At 34.2% G+C, this 18711-nt stretch carries 13 protein-coding genes; 7 read left to right on the forward strand and 6 right to left on the reverse strand.

What is annotated here, in order from left to right; translation table 11 throughout:
• The first annotated feature begins 101 nt into the window (after window positions 1–101).
• From AC0L5Q_RS18130 to AC0L5Q_RS18145, 4 genes are all read left to right on the forward strand, one after another.
• Window positions 102–2360 (forward strand): leucine-rich repeat domain-containing protein, encoded by a 2259-nt coding sequence (locus tag AC0L5Q_RS18130; protein WP_473612665.1) that lies wholly within the window; start codon window positions 102–104, stop codon window positions 2358–2360.
• Window positions 2361–2477: 117 nt separating this feature from the next.
• Window positions 2478–2954, forward strand: a complete 477-nt coding sequence (locus AC0L5Q_RS18135; RefSeq protein ID WP_473612669.1) for a YHS domain-containing (seleno)protein — start codon at window positions 2478–2480, stop codon at window positions 2952–2954.
• A gap of 401 nt (window positions 2955–3355) precedes the next feature.
• Window positions 3356–6010 (forward strand): aminopeptidase N, encoded by a 2655-nt coding sequence (pepN, locus tag AC0L5Q_RS18140; protein WP_473612674.1) that lies wholly within the window; start codon window positions 3356–3358, stop codon window positions 6008–6010.
• 120 nt (window positions 6011–6130) lie between these two features.
• Window positions 6131–6490, forward strand: a complete 360-nt coding sequence (locus AC0L5Q_RS18145) for a hypothetical protein (protein ID WP_473612677.1) — start codon at window positions 6131–6133, stop codon at window positions 6488–6490.
• A gap of 191 nt (window positions 6491–6681) precedes the next feature.
• Here AC0L5Q_RS18145 and AC0L5Q_RS18150 read toward each other — a convergent pair whose 3' ends face one another.
• Window positions 6682–9477: a bifunctional aconitate hydratase 2/2-methylisocitrate dehydratase gene (locus AC0L5Q_RS18150; protein ID WP_473612680.1), complete on the reverse strand. Its 2796-nt coding sequence runs from the start codon at window positions 9475–9477 to the stop codon at window positions 6682–6684.
• A 368-nt stretch (window positions 9478–9845) separates the two neighbouring features.
• Between AC0L5Q_RS18150 and AC0L5Q_RS18155 the strand changes: the two genes are divergently transcribed.
• Window positions 9846–10220, forward strand: a complete 375-nt coding sequence (locus tag AC0L5Q_RS18155; protein WP_473612685.1) for a YacL family protein — start codon at window positions 9846–9848, stop codon at window positions 10218–10220.
• Between the two features lie 20 nt (window positions 10221–10240).
• Here the strand turns inward: AC0L5Q_RS18155 and AC0L5Q_RS18160 are convergent, their stop codons facing one another.
• Window positions 10241–11083, reverse strand: a complete 843-nt coding sequence (locus tag AC0L5Q_RS18160) for an HDOD domain-containing protein (RefSeq protein WP_473612688.1) — start codon at window positions 11081–11083, stop codon at window positions 10241–10243.
• Window positions 11084–11263: 180 nt separating this feature from the next.
• Between AC0L5Q_RS18160 and AC0L5Q_RS18165 the strand changes: the two genes are divergently transcribed.
• On the forward strand, window positions 11264–12391 hold the full coding sequence (locus AC0L5Q_RS18165; protein ID WP_473612692.1) for a WD40/YVTN/BNR-like repeat-containing protein: 1128 nt from the start codon (window positions 11264–11266) through the stop codon (window positions 12389–12391).
• Window positions 12392–12471: 80 nt separating this feature from the next.
• On the opposite strand, the gene AC0L5Q_RS18170 is transcribed toward AC0L5Q_RS18165, so the two are convergent.
• From AC0L5Q_RS18170 to lgt, 3 genes are all read right to left on the reverse strand, one after another.
• Window positions 12472–13584 carry an NF038122 family metalloprotease gene (locus AC0L5Q_RS18170; protein ID WP_473612696.1) on the reverse strand — a complete coding sequence of 371 codons (1113 nt, stop codon included), beginning with the start codon at window positions 13582–13584 and terminating at the stop codon, window positions 12472–12474.
• Between the two features lie 173 nt (window positions 13585–13757).
• Complete coding sequence (locus AC0L5Q_RS18175; protein WP_473612700.1) at window positions 13758–14543, reverse strand: ribonuclease H family protein; 786 nt, start codon at window positions 14541–14543, stop codon at window positions 13758–13760.
• Between the two features lie 6 nt (window positions 14544–14549).
• Window positions 14550–15356: a prolipoprotein diacylglyceryl transferase gene (lgt, locus tag AC0L5Q_RS18180; RefSeq protein WP_473612703.1), complete on the reverse strand. Its 807-nt coding sequence runs from the start codon at window positions 15354–15356 to the stop codon at window positions 14550–14552.
• Between the two features lie 546 nt (window positions 15357–15902).
• Between lgt and AC0L5Q_RS18185 the strand changes: the two genes are divergently transcribed.
• Window positions 15903–18227: a putative bifunctional diguanylate cyclase/phosphodiesterase gene (locus AC0L5Q_RS18185; protein WP_473612707.1), complete on the forward strand. Its 2325-nt coding sequence runs from the start codon at window positions 15903–15905 to the stop codon at window positions 18225–18227.
• 9 nt (window positions 18228–18236) lie between these two features.
• Here AC0L5Q_RS18185 and AC0L5Q_RS18190 read toward each other — a convergent pair whose 3' ends face one another.
• On the reverse strand, window positions 18237–18668 hold the full coding sequence (locus tag AC0L5Q_RS18190; protein WP_473612711.1) for a DUF3859 domain-containing protein: 432 nt from the start codon (window positions 18666–18668) through the stop codon (window positions 18237–18239).
• Between the last annotated feature and the right edge of the window lie 43 nt (window positions 18669–18711).

The raw sequence follows: 18711 nt of genomic DNA on the forward strand, positions 1-18711 counted from the left end.
TTAATTAATAACTTTTTTAAATTAAAGCCCACTATTATGTGGGCTTTATTATTATCTAACCCCCTACTATTTATAAATCACTTTAAAAGGAATTTAAACAAATGCTGCTGATAGAAAAGTTTCCTCGTCTATATTTTATTTTTTTGTTCTCAATATTTATCACTGCATGTGGTGGTGGTTCAACGCCAGTATCAACGGCTCCTCCAATATCACCTATTACGCCAGAGCTTTCAGTAGATCCCATACCTGTACTGGCAGACGAGCGTTTGAATACCTGTATTACTGAAACAGCTAAGAATGAAGGATGGACATCTGTTGATCAAGTAAAGCATTTAAATTGTTCTGGCAGGCAGATCGCTTCGTTAATGGGTATTGGAAATTTGTATAATTTAGAAACTTTTATTATTGGTTCTGGTTATAATCAGCTGAATGGCTATAAAGAAAAATGGAGTGTTGATTTAACTGAGCGCCCACAAAGATTACCAAATATTAATGATACAAATAGTAAGTACATAATCGATTTATCGCCATTAACCTCACTACCTAAACTCAGTCACTTTGAGTTACTGTACAATGGTGATGATAATAAAGTTTATGATTATTCACCTATAAGTCAATTAACCAAGTTAAATACTTTAGTTTTAGATGGTGTTTTGGTCTATATAGATAATGATGATTATAGTGACGTGGTGAATGTAGATTTAAGCAAACTAGTAAACCTCAAAAATCTAGTATTTAAGCCGAGTAATATATACTCCTTCGACACTCCTACCACATATAGTAATTTACCTGATTCACTTGAGTTTTTTAAGACTAGGGGCTTGTCTGAACGTTTTCAGCCACCTGATACATTAAAACACTTAGTATTAACAGAAGGAAATAATGACGCGGGATATAATCTATCTACTATCATAGATTATTCTTTAAAATCCTTTGAAATAAACTTATGGGATATTCCACAAACCAATGTAGATGATATTAGAGCTTTTATATCTAAGCAAACGGGATTACAGCGATTAATCTTGCAAGGTGTTTATTGGAATTTAGGGGATGATTTAGAAGAGCTGACTAACCTTGAATCACTTGATCTAAGAGATGTATCCAGTGATACACTAGATTTTAGTGCATTAAATACGTTAACTTCATTATATATTGAGCCAATTTCTTCATCAGAGCAGGAAAGAGTAGTAAAGTTACCTAAACAATCAATGAATATTATTCATTTGGTGATAAGTGGATTTGACCATGAGATGGGATTTGATAGCTATGATTTTTCACTTTATTCAAGTATTGAAGAACTTAGGATTGATTCAACCCCTGCTTTAGTTGAAGAACTCGTATTACCCCAATCAAATAAATTAAAATCTTTAAAAATAACCAACATAAAAATTAAAAGTGGGGTTATTCCTAACTACCCTGTACTAGAACATTTAAGCTTGAATTTAAATTCATTTATCTATCCAGATGAAGAAATAACTTTACCTCAGGCTAATAATTTAATTTCGTTGTTTATCAATGGTGCAAAGATTAAAGATGGTTATGTACCGAATTACCCAAAACTTGAGTCTTTATCGCTTTATAGTGATTCGGATACATTGTCTTTTGAAAACTTAGCTTTTCTAGAAAATATGCACAATTTAAAAGGGCTAGGAATTTCAGTAAATGGCGACATTGATGAACAATACTTTTCTCCAATCGCTAATTTAGGCGAATTAAAAGAGCTTAGCCTTGAATACATAGATAACGCACCAGTAGATACTTTTAATTTTTTGAGTGAATTAACTCGTTTAGAATACTTAAACTTTAACGCTGTAGACATTAACTCTTTAACACCGCTTGCAAATTTAACATCTTTAACAAACCTGACCATTAATGATGGTTCAAAAATGCTAGCATATGCACGATATATTCGTTCTGGTAGCCCTCAAGGAAATGTTAGTGATTTATCACCGCTGGCAGGGTTAATCAATTTAAAAGTTTTAAATTTAATAAATAATCAAATTAGTGATTTAACACCGCTAGTTGGTTTAACTAACTTAGTTCATCTTGGTTTATCACAAAATGAAATTAGTGATTTAACCCCGTTAACAGAATTAACTAACTTATCTCTACTTTGGTTAGCAAGTAATTCGATTTCCGATTTTTCAGTACTGGCTGATTTGGATTCTTTAGAAATACTTTATTTGCCAGATAATCAAATTAGTCAACTAGGAGGAATTATAAAAAACTTTACCGCTAATCCAAAAGTTTATCTGGAAAATAACCCTATTGAAGGTTGCTCTGAAAAATCTCTTGTAATGCTTTTACCGTACTTAGGCTGGAATATTGATAGGTTACAAAGAGACTGTCCGATAGAATAATTACATAGTTACCTTTATATTTTATATCGACCGTCTTTAATAATTAAATTATTGCGAAATAAAAGCTATCTATAGCCTATCCTATTAAGTAGTTGTTTATTTATTAGGAAACAAAATATGTTTTTAGGTAAAAAGTTAATTAAAGCGGTTACTTTTGTTTTGATGTTTTTTAGTTTGCCTGCTTTTGCCGTTGATGATGCGGTTAACACCGGGCGCTTTAATAATATTGCGATTGATGGTTACGATACCGTTGCTTACTTTACTCAAAATAAAGCTATTGAAGGTGATAAAGCTTTTCAGGTTAAATGGCATAATGCTTACTGGTATTTTGATAATAAAGAAAATAAAGCTTTGTTTGAAGCTAATCCAGAAAAATATGCGCCGCAATATGGTGGTTGGTGTGCTTATGCAATGGCAAACGAAGGCGATACGGTACGTATAGATCCGGAAGCTTTTCATATTCATGATAATAAGCTTTATTTGAATTACAGTGAAGGTGTTCAAAAAAGGTGGCTTGAAGATAAGCTGATGAAAATTGAAGATGCAGATCATTACTACCCACTAGAAACTAATGTAAACAGTTTTATTAAATAACCTGAGTTCGGTTTAAGAAGTAGTTAACTAATTGAAAAATAAGTATTTAAATACTACCTCGCTTCTAGCTTGATACTTTTACTTAATTCAAGGCAAATTTACGCGTCAATAGCTGGCCTATTGCAAGTGGATTTAACGCCGAAGTGAGTAAAAATAGCTGCTAGAATAACATTTATTAAGCCGATCTTAGGTTAATAATTTTTTAGCATTTCTGTATTAAAGCACTTTTTAGGGGCTTTTTTGTTAGTGCTATACCAAGCTAGGCTCGATAATAAATTGTTATTCGATAAAACTTCCTATCTTATTTGCTCGTTTGTTTATCGATAGTCTCTTTTAACTCATCCCCGTCTCTTTTATAGTGAGCGTTACATAATATAAATATATTTTATAAGGACTTATAAATGAATTTGTTTCGACCTGTAGCTTATTCTTTTTTTGTTTTATTGTTATCGGCTTGTCAATCAAGTTATAACTCCAAAAGTGAAAAAACAACGACTGTTCCACCAAGAGCTGAAAATGCGTATTTATCGCAAGAACAAGCTTATTTACGTTCGTCGCGCGTGTCAGATGTTCATTACAACCTGCAATTTACTTTGTCTGAAAGTAGTCAGTTTTCAGCAACTTCTGTTATCGATTTTTCATTAAAAGATAATTCAACACCTTTAACGGTCGATTTAAACGATGCAGAAATTAATGCATTAATGGTAAACGGAAAGTCAGTTAAACCAACATATAATAAATGGTTTATTACTTTACCAGCAAAGTCATTAAATAAAGGTAAGAACGTAGTAAGTATTAGCTTTACACGTGAGCATAGTACTGATGGGGAAGGGCTACACCGCTTTAAAGATCCTGTTGATGGCAAAGTTTATTTATACTCGCATTTTGAACCAGCGGCGGCACAGCAAATGTTTGCTTTGTTTGATCAGCCTGACTTAAAAGCTACTTATACTATGTCGGTTTCTGCTCCTGCTGATTGGTCTGTTATTACCGCAATGAAGGAAAGCCGAGTTGAAGAAAAAGGTCAACTTAAGGTATGGCACTTTGATGAAACGCCAAAGCTGAGCCCGTATAATTTTTCTCTTCATGCTGGGCCATATAAAGTATGGGAAGACAATAATGCTAAATACCCATTACGCTTATTTGTACGTCAATCAGTCGCTAAGCAAATTAAACCCAGCGATTGGTTTAAATATACGACACAAGGCTTAACTTTTTTCGAAAATTATTACGGTGTTGATTACCCATTTACTAAATATGATCAAGTACTCGTGCCTGACTTTTTGTACGGTGCGATGGAAAATGCGGCTGCAATCACTTTTGCTGAAGGTAGCTTTTTAACAAATGGTGAAATGAGCAAAAGCAAACGTGAAAGATTAGCTAACGTTATTATGCATGAAATGGCTCACCAGTGGTTTGGTAACTTAGTTACCATGAAATGGTGGAACGGACTTTGGTTAAATGAAAGTTTTGCTGCTTTCATGGCAACTTTAGCTACAGCAGAAGCTACAGAATTTACCGCAGCATGGCGCTCATTTTATACGGGTGGTAAACAGGCGGCTTATCGTGCAGATCAAAGTGTAACAACGCATCCTATAGAAGTTGCTATTCCATCAACAGCTAATGCTTTCGATAATATTGACGCGATCACTTATTCAAAAGGGGCTTCAGCTTTAAATCAATTACGTCACTTATTAGGTAAAGATACTTTTAGAAAGGGGATTCATCAATACCTTAGTGAAAATGCTTATAAAAATGCTGTTTTAGATGACTTCATTGCAAGCTTAGCTAAAGCGAGTAACCGTAGTTTAGATACATGGAAAGATCAGTGGTTATACAAAGCAGGTGTTAATACCATTAATGTGAATTTTGAATGTGTAAATAATGTGATTAGCTCGTTTGAAATACAACAATCTGCAGATATTAAGTTTCCAACTTTACGTGAGCAAAAAATTCAACTTGCGCTATTTAATATTAAAGGTGACAAACTTAAGCAAACAAAAGCACTACCTTATATTTATAAGGGAAAAACTACTCAAGTTAATGAATTAAAAGGTGTTCAATGTCCTGATCTTGTTTACCCAAATTATGAAGATTGGGGATTTGTTAAAGTTCAATTAGACAAAGCTTCTTTTAAAACAGCTAAACAACATGTGAATAAAGTAGAAGATCCACTTTTACGTTCAATGTTATGGCAAAGTTTGTGGGACAGTGTTCGTGACGGACAGTTACCACTTAATGAATATTTAGATGTTGCCATTAACAACATCTCTGCCGAAAACGATTATACCATTTTGGGGCAAGTGATTAGCCAGCTTGAAACAAGTAAAACTTATTTAAATAAAATGTATGGTTTAAATAACGCTTATGCGAAAGAGATGACACAAAAGTTAGAAGAGCTTGCATGGGCTAATACTATAAAGAGTTCTGGCAGTAATATGCGTAGATGGTTTGAAGCTTACAGAACCATAACCAGTTCAGCATCAAGTTTAAGTAACTTATACGCTGTATTGAAAGGTGATGAGGTTATTGACGGGCTTGTTGTTAATCAAGATTTACGTTGGGATATTATTGCGCAGCTAAATCGCTATCAATACCCTAATGCAGATAAGTTAATAACAGCCGAGTTAGAAAAGGATAGTTCTGATACGGGATTGAAGTCAGCTATTTATGCTGAAGTTATTACACCAGATGAATCAACTAAAACGCGTTGGTTAGCTAAAATACAGCAGAATGATTCAGAGCTACCGTTTTCAAAATTACGCTCAGCTATGACCGCTTTATATACATCTGATCAAAACAGTTTAGATGAAAAAACGGCAGATCAGCGTATAAACAGTTTAGCAAGTATCGATGCGGCTAATGATCACACCTTTATGAGAAGTTATGGTCGTTATCTTATTCCTGCAAACTGTTCGTCACAAAGTGTTAAGCGTTTACAAAAAGCCGCAGATACGTTAACTGATTTATCTTCAGGAACTAAACGCTCATTGTTGGTTGCTTTACAAAATGATGAACGTTGTTTAATGATCAAGAATAAAATGGCTATTAAATAGCTAGATAAGCGCTAAACAATACATATTCAGTATTGATAGTGTGTTAAAACTCGTTGTGTTGTATTCTTACGTATATCGTGATTATCCAATACCACGAGTTTTTTATTTTTAGGAGATTAAATGAAATCGATACTTATTGTTTTTATGTTATGTATGACAGGGTGTGCTCATATTTTAGAGGGAGAGTCAGAAGTATCGGAAGGTAAAGCTTGGGATTTTGATCATCAAGTTCAGTTTGAGCAACATAAAATAAGTGATAACAACTATAGCTTAATTGTTCGTTCTACCAATAGAACGCGATTTTCAACACTTTCGGCTTTTTTAGTTCGTCAATCTTTTCAGATTTGTAAAGCCTATGGTTTTAAAATTGAAATTGTTGATGGTATTGAAACCTACAATGATGAAAAATATATCAAGAGTTTTATTCCTGCTTCGTTACAAGCGAATATTGAATGTAAGCCAAGTTTGAACAAAGGTTAAATCTTTATCATACAGCTTAGTTAATATTCATTTTTGTTGTCTGTTCTTCCTTTACAGAAATAAAAAAGGGTGATTATTTTAGTTATTCGCAAGTGTTAACTCGCTCAACTAAAATGGTCACCCTTTTTTTGTTTTATTTCTAATTAAGTACCTTACCTATCTTCCAAATAAAGTACTTAGCTTAGTAATATTTATACCATTTTAATAGGTACGTATTTAGTGCTCATCTCTTCTGTAGGAGGAGCAAATCGAGTTAAGTCGATACCTTCTACCGCAGCTTTGTATTCTTCGATTGAAGGGAAACGACCCAGTACAGATGAAAGTACAACTAGCGGTGTAGAACCTAGTAATGATTCACCTTTTTTCTCAGCACTATCCGCAACAACTCGGCCTTGGAATAAACGAGTTGAAGTAGCAATAACTGTATCACCAGGTTCAGCTTTCTCTTGGTTACCCATACATAAGTTACAGCCAGGACGTTCTAAATACATGATGTTTTCGTATTTAGTACGTGCTGCACCTTTCGGGTTTGCATCATCAAATTCAAAACCAGAGTACTTACGTAAGATGTCCCAATCGCCTTCCGCTTTAAGTTCATCAACAATGTTGTAAGTTGGTGGAGCTACAACTAATGGCGCTTTAAATTCTACTTTGCCGTTTTGTTTTTCAATATTACGTAACATTTGAGCGATGATTTGCATGTCACCTTTGTGAACCATACAAGAGCCAACAAACGCTAAATCTACAGGCTTGCCATCGTAGTATGAAACAGGGCGAATAACATCATGGGTGTAGCGCTTAGATGCATCTTCGTTGTTCACATCAGGGTCAGCAATCATTGGTTGATCGATAACATCTAAATCAATAACAACTTCTGCGTAGTATTTGGCGTTGTCGTCTGGTGATAATGCTGGAGTAGTTCCTGATTTAACTTCTTCAATGCGTTTGTCAGCTAAAGCAATTAAACCGTTAAGTGTACCCGCTTCGTTTTCCATACCTTTATCAATCATGATTTGGATACGGCTCTTAGCAAGCTCAATTGATTGAATTAAAGTTTCATCATTTGAAATACAGATTGAAGCTTTTGCTTTCATTTCTGCAGACCAATCGGTGAAAGTGAACGCTTGGTCAGCTAATAAAGTACCAATGTGTACTTCGATTATACGACCTTGGAATACGTTTTCACCGCCAAACTGTTTAAGCATTTGTGCTTGAGTAGCATGTACAACATCACGGAAATCCATGTGACCTTGCATTTTGCCTTTAAATGTTACTTTTACAGACTCTGGAATTGGCATAGCCGCTTCACCTGTCGCAAGAGCTATTGCAACAGTACCTGAATCGGCACCAAATGCTACGCCTTTAGACATACGAGTATGCGAGTCACCACCAATAATGATAGCGCGATCATCGACGGTAATATCATTTAGTACTTTATGAATTACGTCAGTCATTGCGTGGTAAACGCCTTTAGGATCACGCGCTGTAATTAAACCGAACTTGTTCATAAAGCTCATTAATTTAGGGATGTTTGCTTTAGCTTTGCTGTCCCATACTGATGCTGTGTGACAACCAGACTGATATGCGCCATCAACTAATGGAGAAATAGTTGATGCGGCCATCGCTTCTAGCTCTTGGCATGTCATAGGGCCAGTAGTATCTTGTGAACCTACAATGTTAACTCTAACGCGAACATCAGATCCTGCGTGAAGATCAGTTTCAGAAGCAACGCCTACAGCATTTCTGTTAAATATTTTTTCAACGGCTGTTAAGCCTTGACCTGCATGAGAGATTTCTTTAGAAGGTGCATAAACTTGAGGTATTTCAATTCCTAGTACTTCAGCTGCAATAGTTTGTAGCTTCTTACCAAAGGTAACCGCGTAAGAACCACCCGCTTTCATGAATTCCATTTTTTGTGGAGTGAAAGCAGAAGAGATATCAACTAGTTCTTTATCACCGTTTAATAATTTTTTAGCTTTAGTATCAATAGTTAATACAGTACCAGTAGCAACTGAGTAAGCTTCTTCTAAAACAACATCGCCATTTTCATCAACAACATTATTGCCGTTCGCATCTACTTTCTTAACCCAGTTTTTAAGATCAAGACCAATACCACCAGTTACATCAACAGTCGTTAAGAATATTGGAGAAATACCATTTGTACCAGCAACAACAGGAGCTATGTTAATAAATGGAACGTATGGACTTGCTTGTTTACCAGCCCAAAGTGCAACGTTATTCACACCCGACATACGTGAAGAACCAACACCCATAGTACCTTTTTCAGCGATAAGCATTACTTTTGCGTTAGGGTGCTTAGCTTGTAAAGCTTGGATCTCGTCTTGAGCTTCTGGAGATATCATACATTTACCGTGTAATTCACGGTCAGCACGTGAGTGTGCTTGGTTACCAGGAGAAAGTAAATCAGTTGAGATATCACCTTCACCAGCGATATAAGTTACTACTTCAATTTTTTCTTCAATGTCTGGTAGCTTGGTAAAGAATTCAGCGTTAGCGTAGCTTTCTAAGATGTCTTTAGCAACGGCATTGCCTGCTTTGTAAGCCGCTTCAAGACGCGCTGTATCTGCATCGTATAAAAATACTTGTGTTTTTAATACCGCGGTTGCTGGCGTTGATAAGGCAACATCATCGCTTAATGCTAGGTCGAGTAGCACGCCAATAGATGCGCCACCTTTCATGTGTGATAGTAATTCGTAAGCAAATTCAGGTGTAATTTCTGCTACTGTTTCTTCACCTAAAATAATTTGTTTTAAGAATTTTGCTTTTTCACTAGCTGCACTTGTAGTACCAGGCAGAGTATTGTAAATGAAAAAGTTAAGAGAATCTGCGCGATATTCATTCCCTTGATCTTTGATTTGTTCGATGATTTCAGCTAATAATTCAGCGCTATCAATAGGCTTTGGCGCTAAACCAAGCTCCTTTTTACGACTTTCAATTTCTGCTATATACTCTAAATACAGACTCATTTGATACTCTCTCTAGCTATAAAATGCTAATAACAGGGTCATTAGCCAGGACAAAATTTGTCCCTATTTTACCTGATTTTTTATCTACTATGAATCATTTGATAAAATAAAGACTATTCATGAAAAATATACCTGATAGAAGCGTTAGTTATTTTGAATTATGTGACTGTTGAAAATCAAGATGTATTTTTTAATCTTCTAGCTAATAATGACGGTATGAACCAGTATAGATATGATGAATTCTTTTTTATTATATTACTTATATTAAAAATACGTTTTATTTAATGTGTTTTTTTAAGGTTAAATAATTTATCAAAAGAGAGGTGGGGAAGTTTGATATAATCGGTATATTTAATTATGAGGAATTTATGGAATACGAATTTATTCATGATTCATTTACGGGATCAGCTAGCGCTAGATTTTCTATGGAACATGAAATTATGGGGCCTTGGCTAGAAGTTGAGGTTGGTAAAAATATTGAAAAAATAAGCATCCTATTAGATGCGATCGCCAATGTTAAGGATCGAAAACAAAGCGACATTACAATAATAGGCATGGAATACACACTTATTTTTAGTGAAGATTCTGTAAAAATTATTGCCAATAGTCAGTTTGAACATTTTGATAAAGATAATGGTGCTGAGTTTGAAGAAGACTTAAATACTGACTACGATAGCTCTGCTGAATGCGGTATTGAAGACTTCAAAGCGTTTTTAGATAACTGGTCAAATTTTATTAAATAACAGCTGAAGATAAGTTAGCGCTAGATTGTTATTTCTTCAAAACTATTGAATAACGTTAGATATTCATCTTCATTTAATACGAGTATTTTTAAGACTCTTTCTTTTAGAAAAGTCCAATCAGGCGTGTCAGTGTTATATCTTTTTTGATGGACAATATTTTCAGCCATTTTTAAAATAGAAAAATAAAATTTTTGAAGGCGGCTGAATGGGTTATCTAAAAAATCTCTTTCATGATGAGCTAAAATCAATTGGCAAATATCTTTAGGTAATCGCCACGAGGTGGCAACATAATAGCCTATAGTTGCGTGATTTGCTTTGTAAGTAGTATCTTCAATTGATGTTATTGAAACGTCAGGAGTTTCCAAGGCATGTTGAAATGTTTGATGATATTCAGAGTATTTCATTGCCATAATAGGAATACCACAATCATGGAAAAGTCCTAAAGAAAATAAAATATCTTTAGAGATAGCTTGTTTTAGTGAGTTACCTATATGTACACAAACATTCGCTATATTGGTTGAATTTATCCAAAAATCTTCTAATGCGATTGAGCAGTCTTCCTGTTTAAAGACTTGTTTTAGTAAACTGCTTGTGACTAAGATTATTATGCCTTCTAAACCAATATAACGAACTGATTTGGGTATGTCAGAAACTGTTCTAGATAAACCATAAACAGGCGAATTGATGGTTTTTAATATAGTGGAAGATACAGCTGCATCTTGCGCTATAGTACGAGCGATAAGATTTAACTCAGGCTCTTTTTGCGCAATTAATCCTTGAAGTTTTTTAAGTAATTTGGGTTGGGCGGGAATGGAAAAGCCACGCTCTATATCTTCAATTACTTTTTGATCAATATGTAACATAAGTTTTAATTATAATTTATTGCTAAGTTACAGCTCATATATAAATATGACATTATTAGTCCTTTACTATGCTATAACTATCACTCAATTTTAATTAATTTACAACAGCTTATTAAATTTTAACTTCTGTTAATCTTAGTTTATTTTTATCTAAATTGTTATTTTTTAAAGGTTAATGTTATGGATGTTAATTCAAATATATTTTTTCTAAAGGAATCAAAGGATAACTTAAAAATATCCTGTGCGATTTGTATTATCTTTTTATTACTCTCTTTGGGCGCTAAAGCTACTCAAATGACCATTGACTTACCTCAATGGAAAATGAGCACAATAGATAATACACCCTCTTTAAGAGCAAGTGGTATATATAAAAATTCGTTATGGGTTGCCGGTACAAATAACTCTATTTTTGTTAGCCATAATGGCGGAACTTCTTGGCAAAATCGTTCGATATCTAGTGAAATATTATATGACTTTAGAGACATTGAAGTCTTTGATGAAAATACAGCAATAGTTATGGGAGCGGGAAGTGGAAAAAAATCAGTGTTGTTTATTACACAAGATGGGGGGAATCATTGGAAATTATTAAATCAAAACCAAGAAGAGAAGGGGTTTTATAATTCGATAGGGTTTTGGAACAAAAAAAATGGTTTGCTTTTAGGAGATCCTCTTGATGGCTATTATGTAATAAAACGTACTGTAGACGGTGGGAAAACATGGAGTCGTGTTGAAAAAAATAACTTACCTGCAATATTAGATAACGAATCTGCTTTTGCTGCAAGCGGTAACACTTTAATTGTTGGTGAAAATGGTAAGGCTTGGTTTACCACGGGAGGTAAGCAGGCATCATTATATATAAGTTCTAATTATGGCGAGAATTGGCAAAGGATTAAACTTCCTTTGTTTGATGAAACATTAACAGCTGGGGGGTATGGTTTATACCAATATCAAGGTAATGCTTTTGTGCTTGGGGGGGATTATAAAAATAGAAGTGGGAAGTATAAAAATTTATCTTTGGTTAAAGGAGATGAAGTTTTTTCACTTAGGAGTGGTAATAGGGGGTTACGTACAGCAATGTCTTGTATTAAAAGTATTTGTATTATTACGGGTAAGTTATCGAGCGACGTATCATTTAATTATGGAATGACGTGGCAACCATTAAAAAACAATAAAAATGATATTGGTTTTTATACTATAGCAAGTAATAACGAATTGTTTTTAGGTGCGGGTAGCGATGGTAAAGTGGGAGTGTTTTCTCTCAAACGCAAAGAAAACTCTCCTGTTGGTAATTCTCGGTTAAGAATGTAATTAACCGCTTTAGCTAAAGAAGAAAAAAGCGCAAGATGCGCTTTTTTGTATGAAAATAGATCCAAGTAATCAAACTAATATTATTTAGCTTTTCTGTTACGACGGAAAAACATCCCAAATGAAGTTAAACCAAATAAAGCTAGCGTAGTTGGCTCAGGCACTCCAGTTACAGATTTAAGATCCCAGCCTATAACATCAAATGCTAATAAATCGAAAGGGGTTACATCTACAAATTCACCCGGTGCTGCAGTAGGATCAAGAGCTCCTATATTTAAGTTGTCTTTCCAATGACTTGCTTGTTGACCATCACCATTGGTTCTACCTGTTGAAAAAGGTGCTATGTTAGTTTTACCACCATCTATTGAAAAGTAGCTGTCTCCACCTGGCCTAAAATCTTTGAGGCCTAGTGCTGCACTTTCAGTAGAAAAACGAAATAGATCCATTGTGGCGGCAACTCCACCTACATTATCTAAATCAAGGGTGTTATCATCATAAAAATCATAAAAATCTACACCACTTACAAAACCTAATGAATGGCCTATTTCATGAATAGCCACGCCAATAAAGTCCCATTTATCGATATCAACACCATCACTTGAATCAAAATCAAATGCAAAATCACTACTAAATGTTAGTGCCGCATCCGAAGCTGAAAAAGCATTACCGTAAACATCTGATGAGAACCCTAAAGCTTTTGCGTTAGCTTGTGTCATGTAAACCATATGGTTATCATCTTGACCATTAGCTGATCCATCATTGTCTATTTCTGTATAGTCAAATCCGTTAATGTCTTGTTCAGTATCTAAAAAGCTCATACCACAATAAGCTTGACCTAAATTACTACACTCTAAATTATTTACTGAAACAACATCTGCTGCTGAAGTTGCATCTGTGAATAAAGCGTTGGCTACATTGTGATATAAAAGATCAACCCTAGTGGAACCTGCTTGCGCTAGAACACCTGCACCAAGAGAGCCAAAGCCTATATTTAGGTTAATTTGAACATTATCGGTAAACTGGTTTTCCCAAAAGTTAGCTGCTTTTTTAAAACCTTCTAATGCCAACGCGCCTTTTGCTGTTGCAAAATCACTAGAATTATAACTGAGGTTTATTGTTGTTGCTGATGCGCTTGATAGAATAGCGGTAGATAATAGAAAAGCTGATGATAATTGAACTAAATTTTTTTTAAGCATAACATTTCCTTATTGAAATTATTTATTTTCCATAGAAACTTAAGCACAGATCATACCTGTGAAATTTAGTTCATTATTTTCAAGTGATTAGACATTATTTATTTCTTTGATACTTACTAACTGTAAAAAAAACTGACAAAAATTCCGGTGTACTTTATTTGAAAATCAACTATTTAACCTGACGCCATAGCTAATATTTCTTTAATATCAATAGACTGTGTATATTTAACAAAGTCCTTTTCAGCATTAATACGTGCAAAAACAGCCATTCTATCAGAGAGTTCGTTACCTTCTATATTGGCATGTCCTTTTACGTGAGTGATGGTTAAATGACTTTTAAGTGTTTCATAAAGAGAAAAACAGCCTTGTATTATTTCCAAGTTTTTTATTTCTTCTCCTTTGCCTCTTGTCCAACCTTTATTTTTCCATCCTTTCGCCCACTTTGTTATACAGTCAATTGAGTATTTTGAATCTGATAAGATTTGAACGTTTTGACTTTTTTTAATATGAACTGCAGCAATCTTTAAAGCTTCATGAAGCGCATTTAATTCGGCTGTATTGTTTGTGCCGTTTTTATCATATAGACCATACCAAAGTTGTATGAGTTGCTCTTTTTGATAAATTGCTATACCTGAACCTGATTTCCCTGGATTAGGTGAACACGCACCATCACAGTATATGTTAATATCTGCAAAGTTTAGCGTTGAACTTTTGTTTTGTAGTGGGACTTTTTTAGCTGATGTAGTTGTTTTTGAAGGCGTACTTTTACCAGTTGATAAAGAACGTTTCATTAAGGCTTTAGTATATGATTCTTTAAAAGCTTCTTCTGCTTCGGCTTTAGAAGGAAAGCCCATATATTGAGCATTGTTCATGCCTGCAACTAGCGATTGTACGGTACTCCAAGTATCAAAAACTCCAGTTTTTTGACCTTTCCAAATGACATAATGCTTCTTACTCATGCTAGTCTACTTCTTATTTGTATTGGTTGATGGAGTCTTTAGTTGTTTGCACGCAAACATAACTAGCATAATCCCAGCAATAAAGAATGGAATACTAAGCATTTGCCCTGTATTTAAAATAAACTCTGAAGAGTAGGCCGCTTGTTTTTGTTTTACAGATTCAATTAAAAATCTAGCGGTAAAGGTAAGAATTAAAAAGGTACCTAGTAATAATCCTTTTGGTGAATGACTTTTAAACTTTTTATATAAGCCAAGTAAAATGATGAATATAAATAAGTAGGAAATAGCTTCGTAAAGCTGTGCAGGATGTCTTGGTAAATTATCGATTCTTGCAAAAACAACAGCCCATGGCACATTACTTGTAACACCAAGTATCTCAGAGTTAATAAAATTTGCACAACGTACAAAAACACCAAATAAAGCAGTAGCAATTGCAAGTCTATCTAAAATCCATAAATAACTGACTTTATATTTTTTAACGTACAAACCGATAGCTAATATAACACCTAAGCCGCCACCATGGCTGGCTAATCCACCTTCCCATATTGCTAATATTTTCATTGGGTTTGCGAAGTAATAACTAGGATCATAGAAAAAACAATGGCCTAATCGTGCGCCTATAATAATTCCAAAAACAACATAACCTAATAAGGTGTCTAAAGATTCTTGGTTAATATTTTCTGTTTTATAAATCCATTTCATTACCTGCAAACCAGAGAGTATGGCAGAGGCAAATAAAACACCGTACCAATGGATTTTTACAGCGCCAAAAGAGATTAATACGGGGTCAATATTCCAAATTAAATGTTCCAAGGAGAATACCTGTAAAGAGAATAAGTAACGATAAAGTAAAATTTACTTCATCAGAGAAAGGATTTACAGCCATCATAAATTTGAAGGACGATACTTTCAAGCTGAAGTTACCTATTCACTCATTTTTTATGTAACAAAAATTAGGGGCTGTTGATCTTTGCGATATATTTTTTAGCCTACAATAGCTCGTTTGGCCTTTATGCAAGGATTTGTTTTGATATGTAATTATTCTACTAAGAAAATAATAACGCAGCAGACATGCAACTAGCATTGCTTTACAGTTTCATTCAAACGAAATTTATACCCAAAAGGTAAACATGCTCTAGTTTTTAATGTGTTATTCCAACTGTTGAATAAAGTTGATTTAATCGTAATTACTTGGCTAAATTAACGTTTAGGACTATTATGTATACATTGTGAACGTTTTATAGACTATCTTTGCTTACGTTTTTAATAAGGTGTAAGCGTTGTTGTTGAGGAAGTAAATTTCTTACTATACAAATAAAAAAGGATTTTATGTTTTGAAAGCGCAACAGGTATTCGATAATGAGTAAACGTTCAATTAAAGAGTATCTACTCCTTTCTAGTTCCTCTTCTGGGATTATAGTTATTACCCTCTTTATGTTGATTCGTATTTACCAGCAAGAATGGGTACATGCTTTGCTGGATGCTGTGATTGTTCTCGCATTATCGAGTACTTTTTATTACGTTTATAAAACCAGAAATACAGAAAAAGTCAGTGTTTTTTTAGGCATATCTTCTATGTTAGGAGTAGTGTTAATTATTTGGCTGAAGGGGGTTAGTCAAATTTACTGGGAATATCCAGTAATTATTGCTTCTTATTATCTATTCCGAATTAATTTAGCACTGGTTCTTAGTGCTGTACTCATGATTGTTGTGAGTATTTTAACCTTTAATCAAACCTCTTTAATCAGTTTTAGTACCATCATCGTTACCTTACTTATGGCAAATATTTTTGCTTACTTTTCGGCTCGTAATATAAGCCAGCAACATATGTCCTTAATTAAAAGTGAGCGACTAGAGCGTCTTCGTAATAAAACATTAGAGCTTATTGTGGGGTCTCATAAACTGCCTGTTGTTTTAGAGTTTATTACTAAAAGTGTCGAACAAGAAAGTTCCGATGTTATATGTAGTATATCCCTCCTCGATAAATCTAAAAAATTCCTTATAACGGGTGCTGCGCCTAGTTTACCTAAAGCTATGTTAGAAAAAACTCATATGATGGAAATTGGCCCTGAAGGAGGGCCTTGCGGAGCTGCAGCTTTTTATGAAAAAAGAATTGTTGTTGCAAACATTAGTACAGACCATCGTTGGACTTTACTTGCTGAATTGGCTGAAAAATCAGGCTTAAATGCATGCTGGGCTGAACCTATTGTAAGTTCGGAAGGAGAGGTTATTGGTGTATTTAGTCTTTACCATAGTGCTCAATATATACCTACCTCGCAGGATTTTTTACTCATAGAACAGTTTGCACATTTAGCGAGTATATCTATTGAGAGGGAGAAAAATCACTTATTAATATGGCAACAAGCAAACTTTGATAATCTGACTGGATTACCCAATAGAAATATGATGCGTAGCCATTTAACACAATTGATTGCCAGAGCTGAACGAGATAATGAAAAAATAGCATTAGCTTTTTTAGATTTAGATCATTTTAAGGATGTAAATGATACTTTAGGTCATCATATTGGCGATGCTTTATTAAAAGAAACCGCTAAACGTATAAAGCAAAGTATTCGTAAAAACGATATTGTAGCAAGGTTGGGGGGGGATGAGTTTGTTATTATTATGTCTAACCTTAAAGACTTTAAAGGCGTAGAAGTTGTTGCAGAACAACTAAGAAAATCTATCTCTTTACCTTATTATCTTTTTAGTGAAGTGGTACATAGTGCTGTGAGCATTGGTCTTACTATTTATCCAGATGATGCCGTAGATATAGATGATTTACTAAAAAATGCAGACCAAGCAATGTACGGAGCTAAAAGTTTAGGACGAAATAACTATCATTATTTTACTCAGTCAATGAGAGAGCAAGCCGTAGAAAGAATGCAACTAATTCAGGATTTACGTCACGCGATAAATAATAAGGAGTTTTTTGTTGTTTACCAGCCTATTGTTAACTTACAAACTAATATTATTTATAAAGCTGAAGCGTTGGTTAGGTGGCAGCACCCTAAACGTGGAACGGTAAACCCATTAGATTTTATTCCGCTTGCAGAAGAAACCGGGTTAATTATTGAAATTAGTGATTTTGTTTTTCATCAGGTGCTATTAGACGTAAAAGAATGGCGTGAAAGTATTAATGCTAATTTTCAAATCAGTATTAATACCTCTCCAATTCAGTATAAAAAGAACTCAGGAAATATAATTTCTTGGATGGATTTATTAAAAAAGGAAAAAGAAAGCTTAGGCTCAATTGCTTTTGAAATAACAGAAAACCTTTTAATGGAAAATAAAAAAGGTGTTACTGATATGTTAACTCTAGTGAAAGAATCAGGGATCCCCATTTCTATTGATGATTTCGGTACAGGATACTCTTCACTTTCTTATTTAAAAAATTATGAAACAGATTACTTAAAAATAGATAAAAGTTTTGTTCAAAAAATGACTGACGATAGTAAAGATTTAGCGTTATGCGAAGCTATGGTGGTTATGGCTAAAAAACTGAATATTAAAGTGATAGCTGAAGGCATAGAAACAAAAGAACAAAGAGATATATTAAGGGATATAGGCTGTGATTACGGACAAGGCTATTATTTTTCTAAACCGGTTAAAAAGAGCGACTTTGAACAGTTTTTAATAGATAACGCCGCAGCAGATGAATTATTCACTTTATCCGAGAGCTAAAGCGTAGTGTTAGTATCCTGCTCTTTTCCAGAATGATGCTTCTAAAAGCTCATTGGGCTCGTCAACTATAAATGTTTTATCAGCAATAATTTTATTGTCACACGTAATAGTCATACGCCAATCGCCTAGTTTATTATCAATAGGAGCCCATATTGTATCACCTAAATAAAAATTCCAGTTATTATCCCTAATATACATGTCACCTGTAAAAGGTGGCATTACAGTGCCATCGTCATCAGGAATGTTGGGATGATAAATACAATAAGTTATTTTTTTACCTTTTCCTTTTTTTATGTTGATAATAAAACCAAATTCGATATCTATTTTAGCGGGTACACTAACGGTAAATTCTTTAATTTTAGGAAGTGATTTACTGGTGTCTTCCCATTTGTCGTATATACCAAAACTAGTAATAGAATGTTGGATGATTGATTTGGCCATAGATTTTAGTGTGAGGATTAATTATTTATTTGTATTTTAAACG

It is taken from the genome of Pseudocolwellia sp. G5-9 (assembly GCF_055808995.1).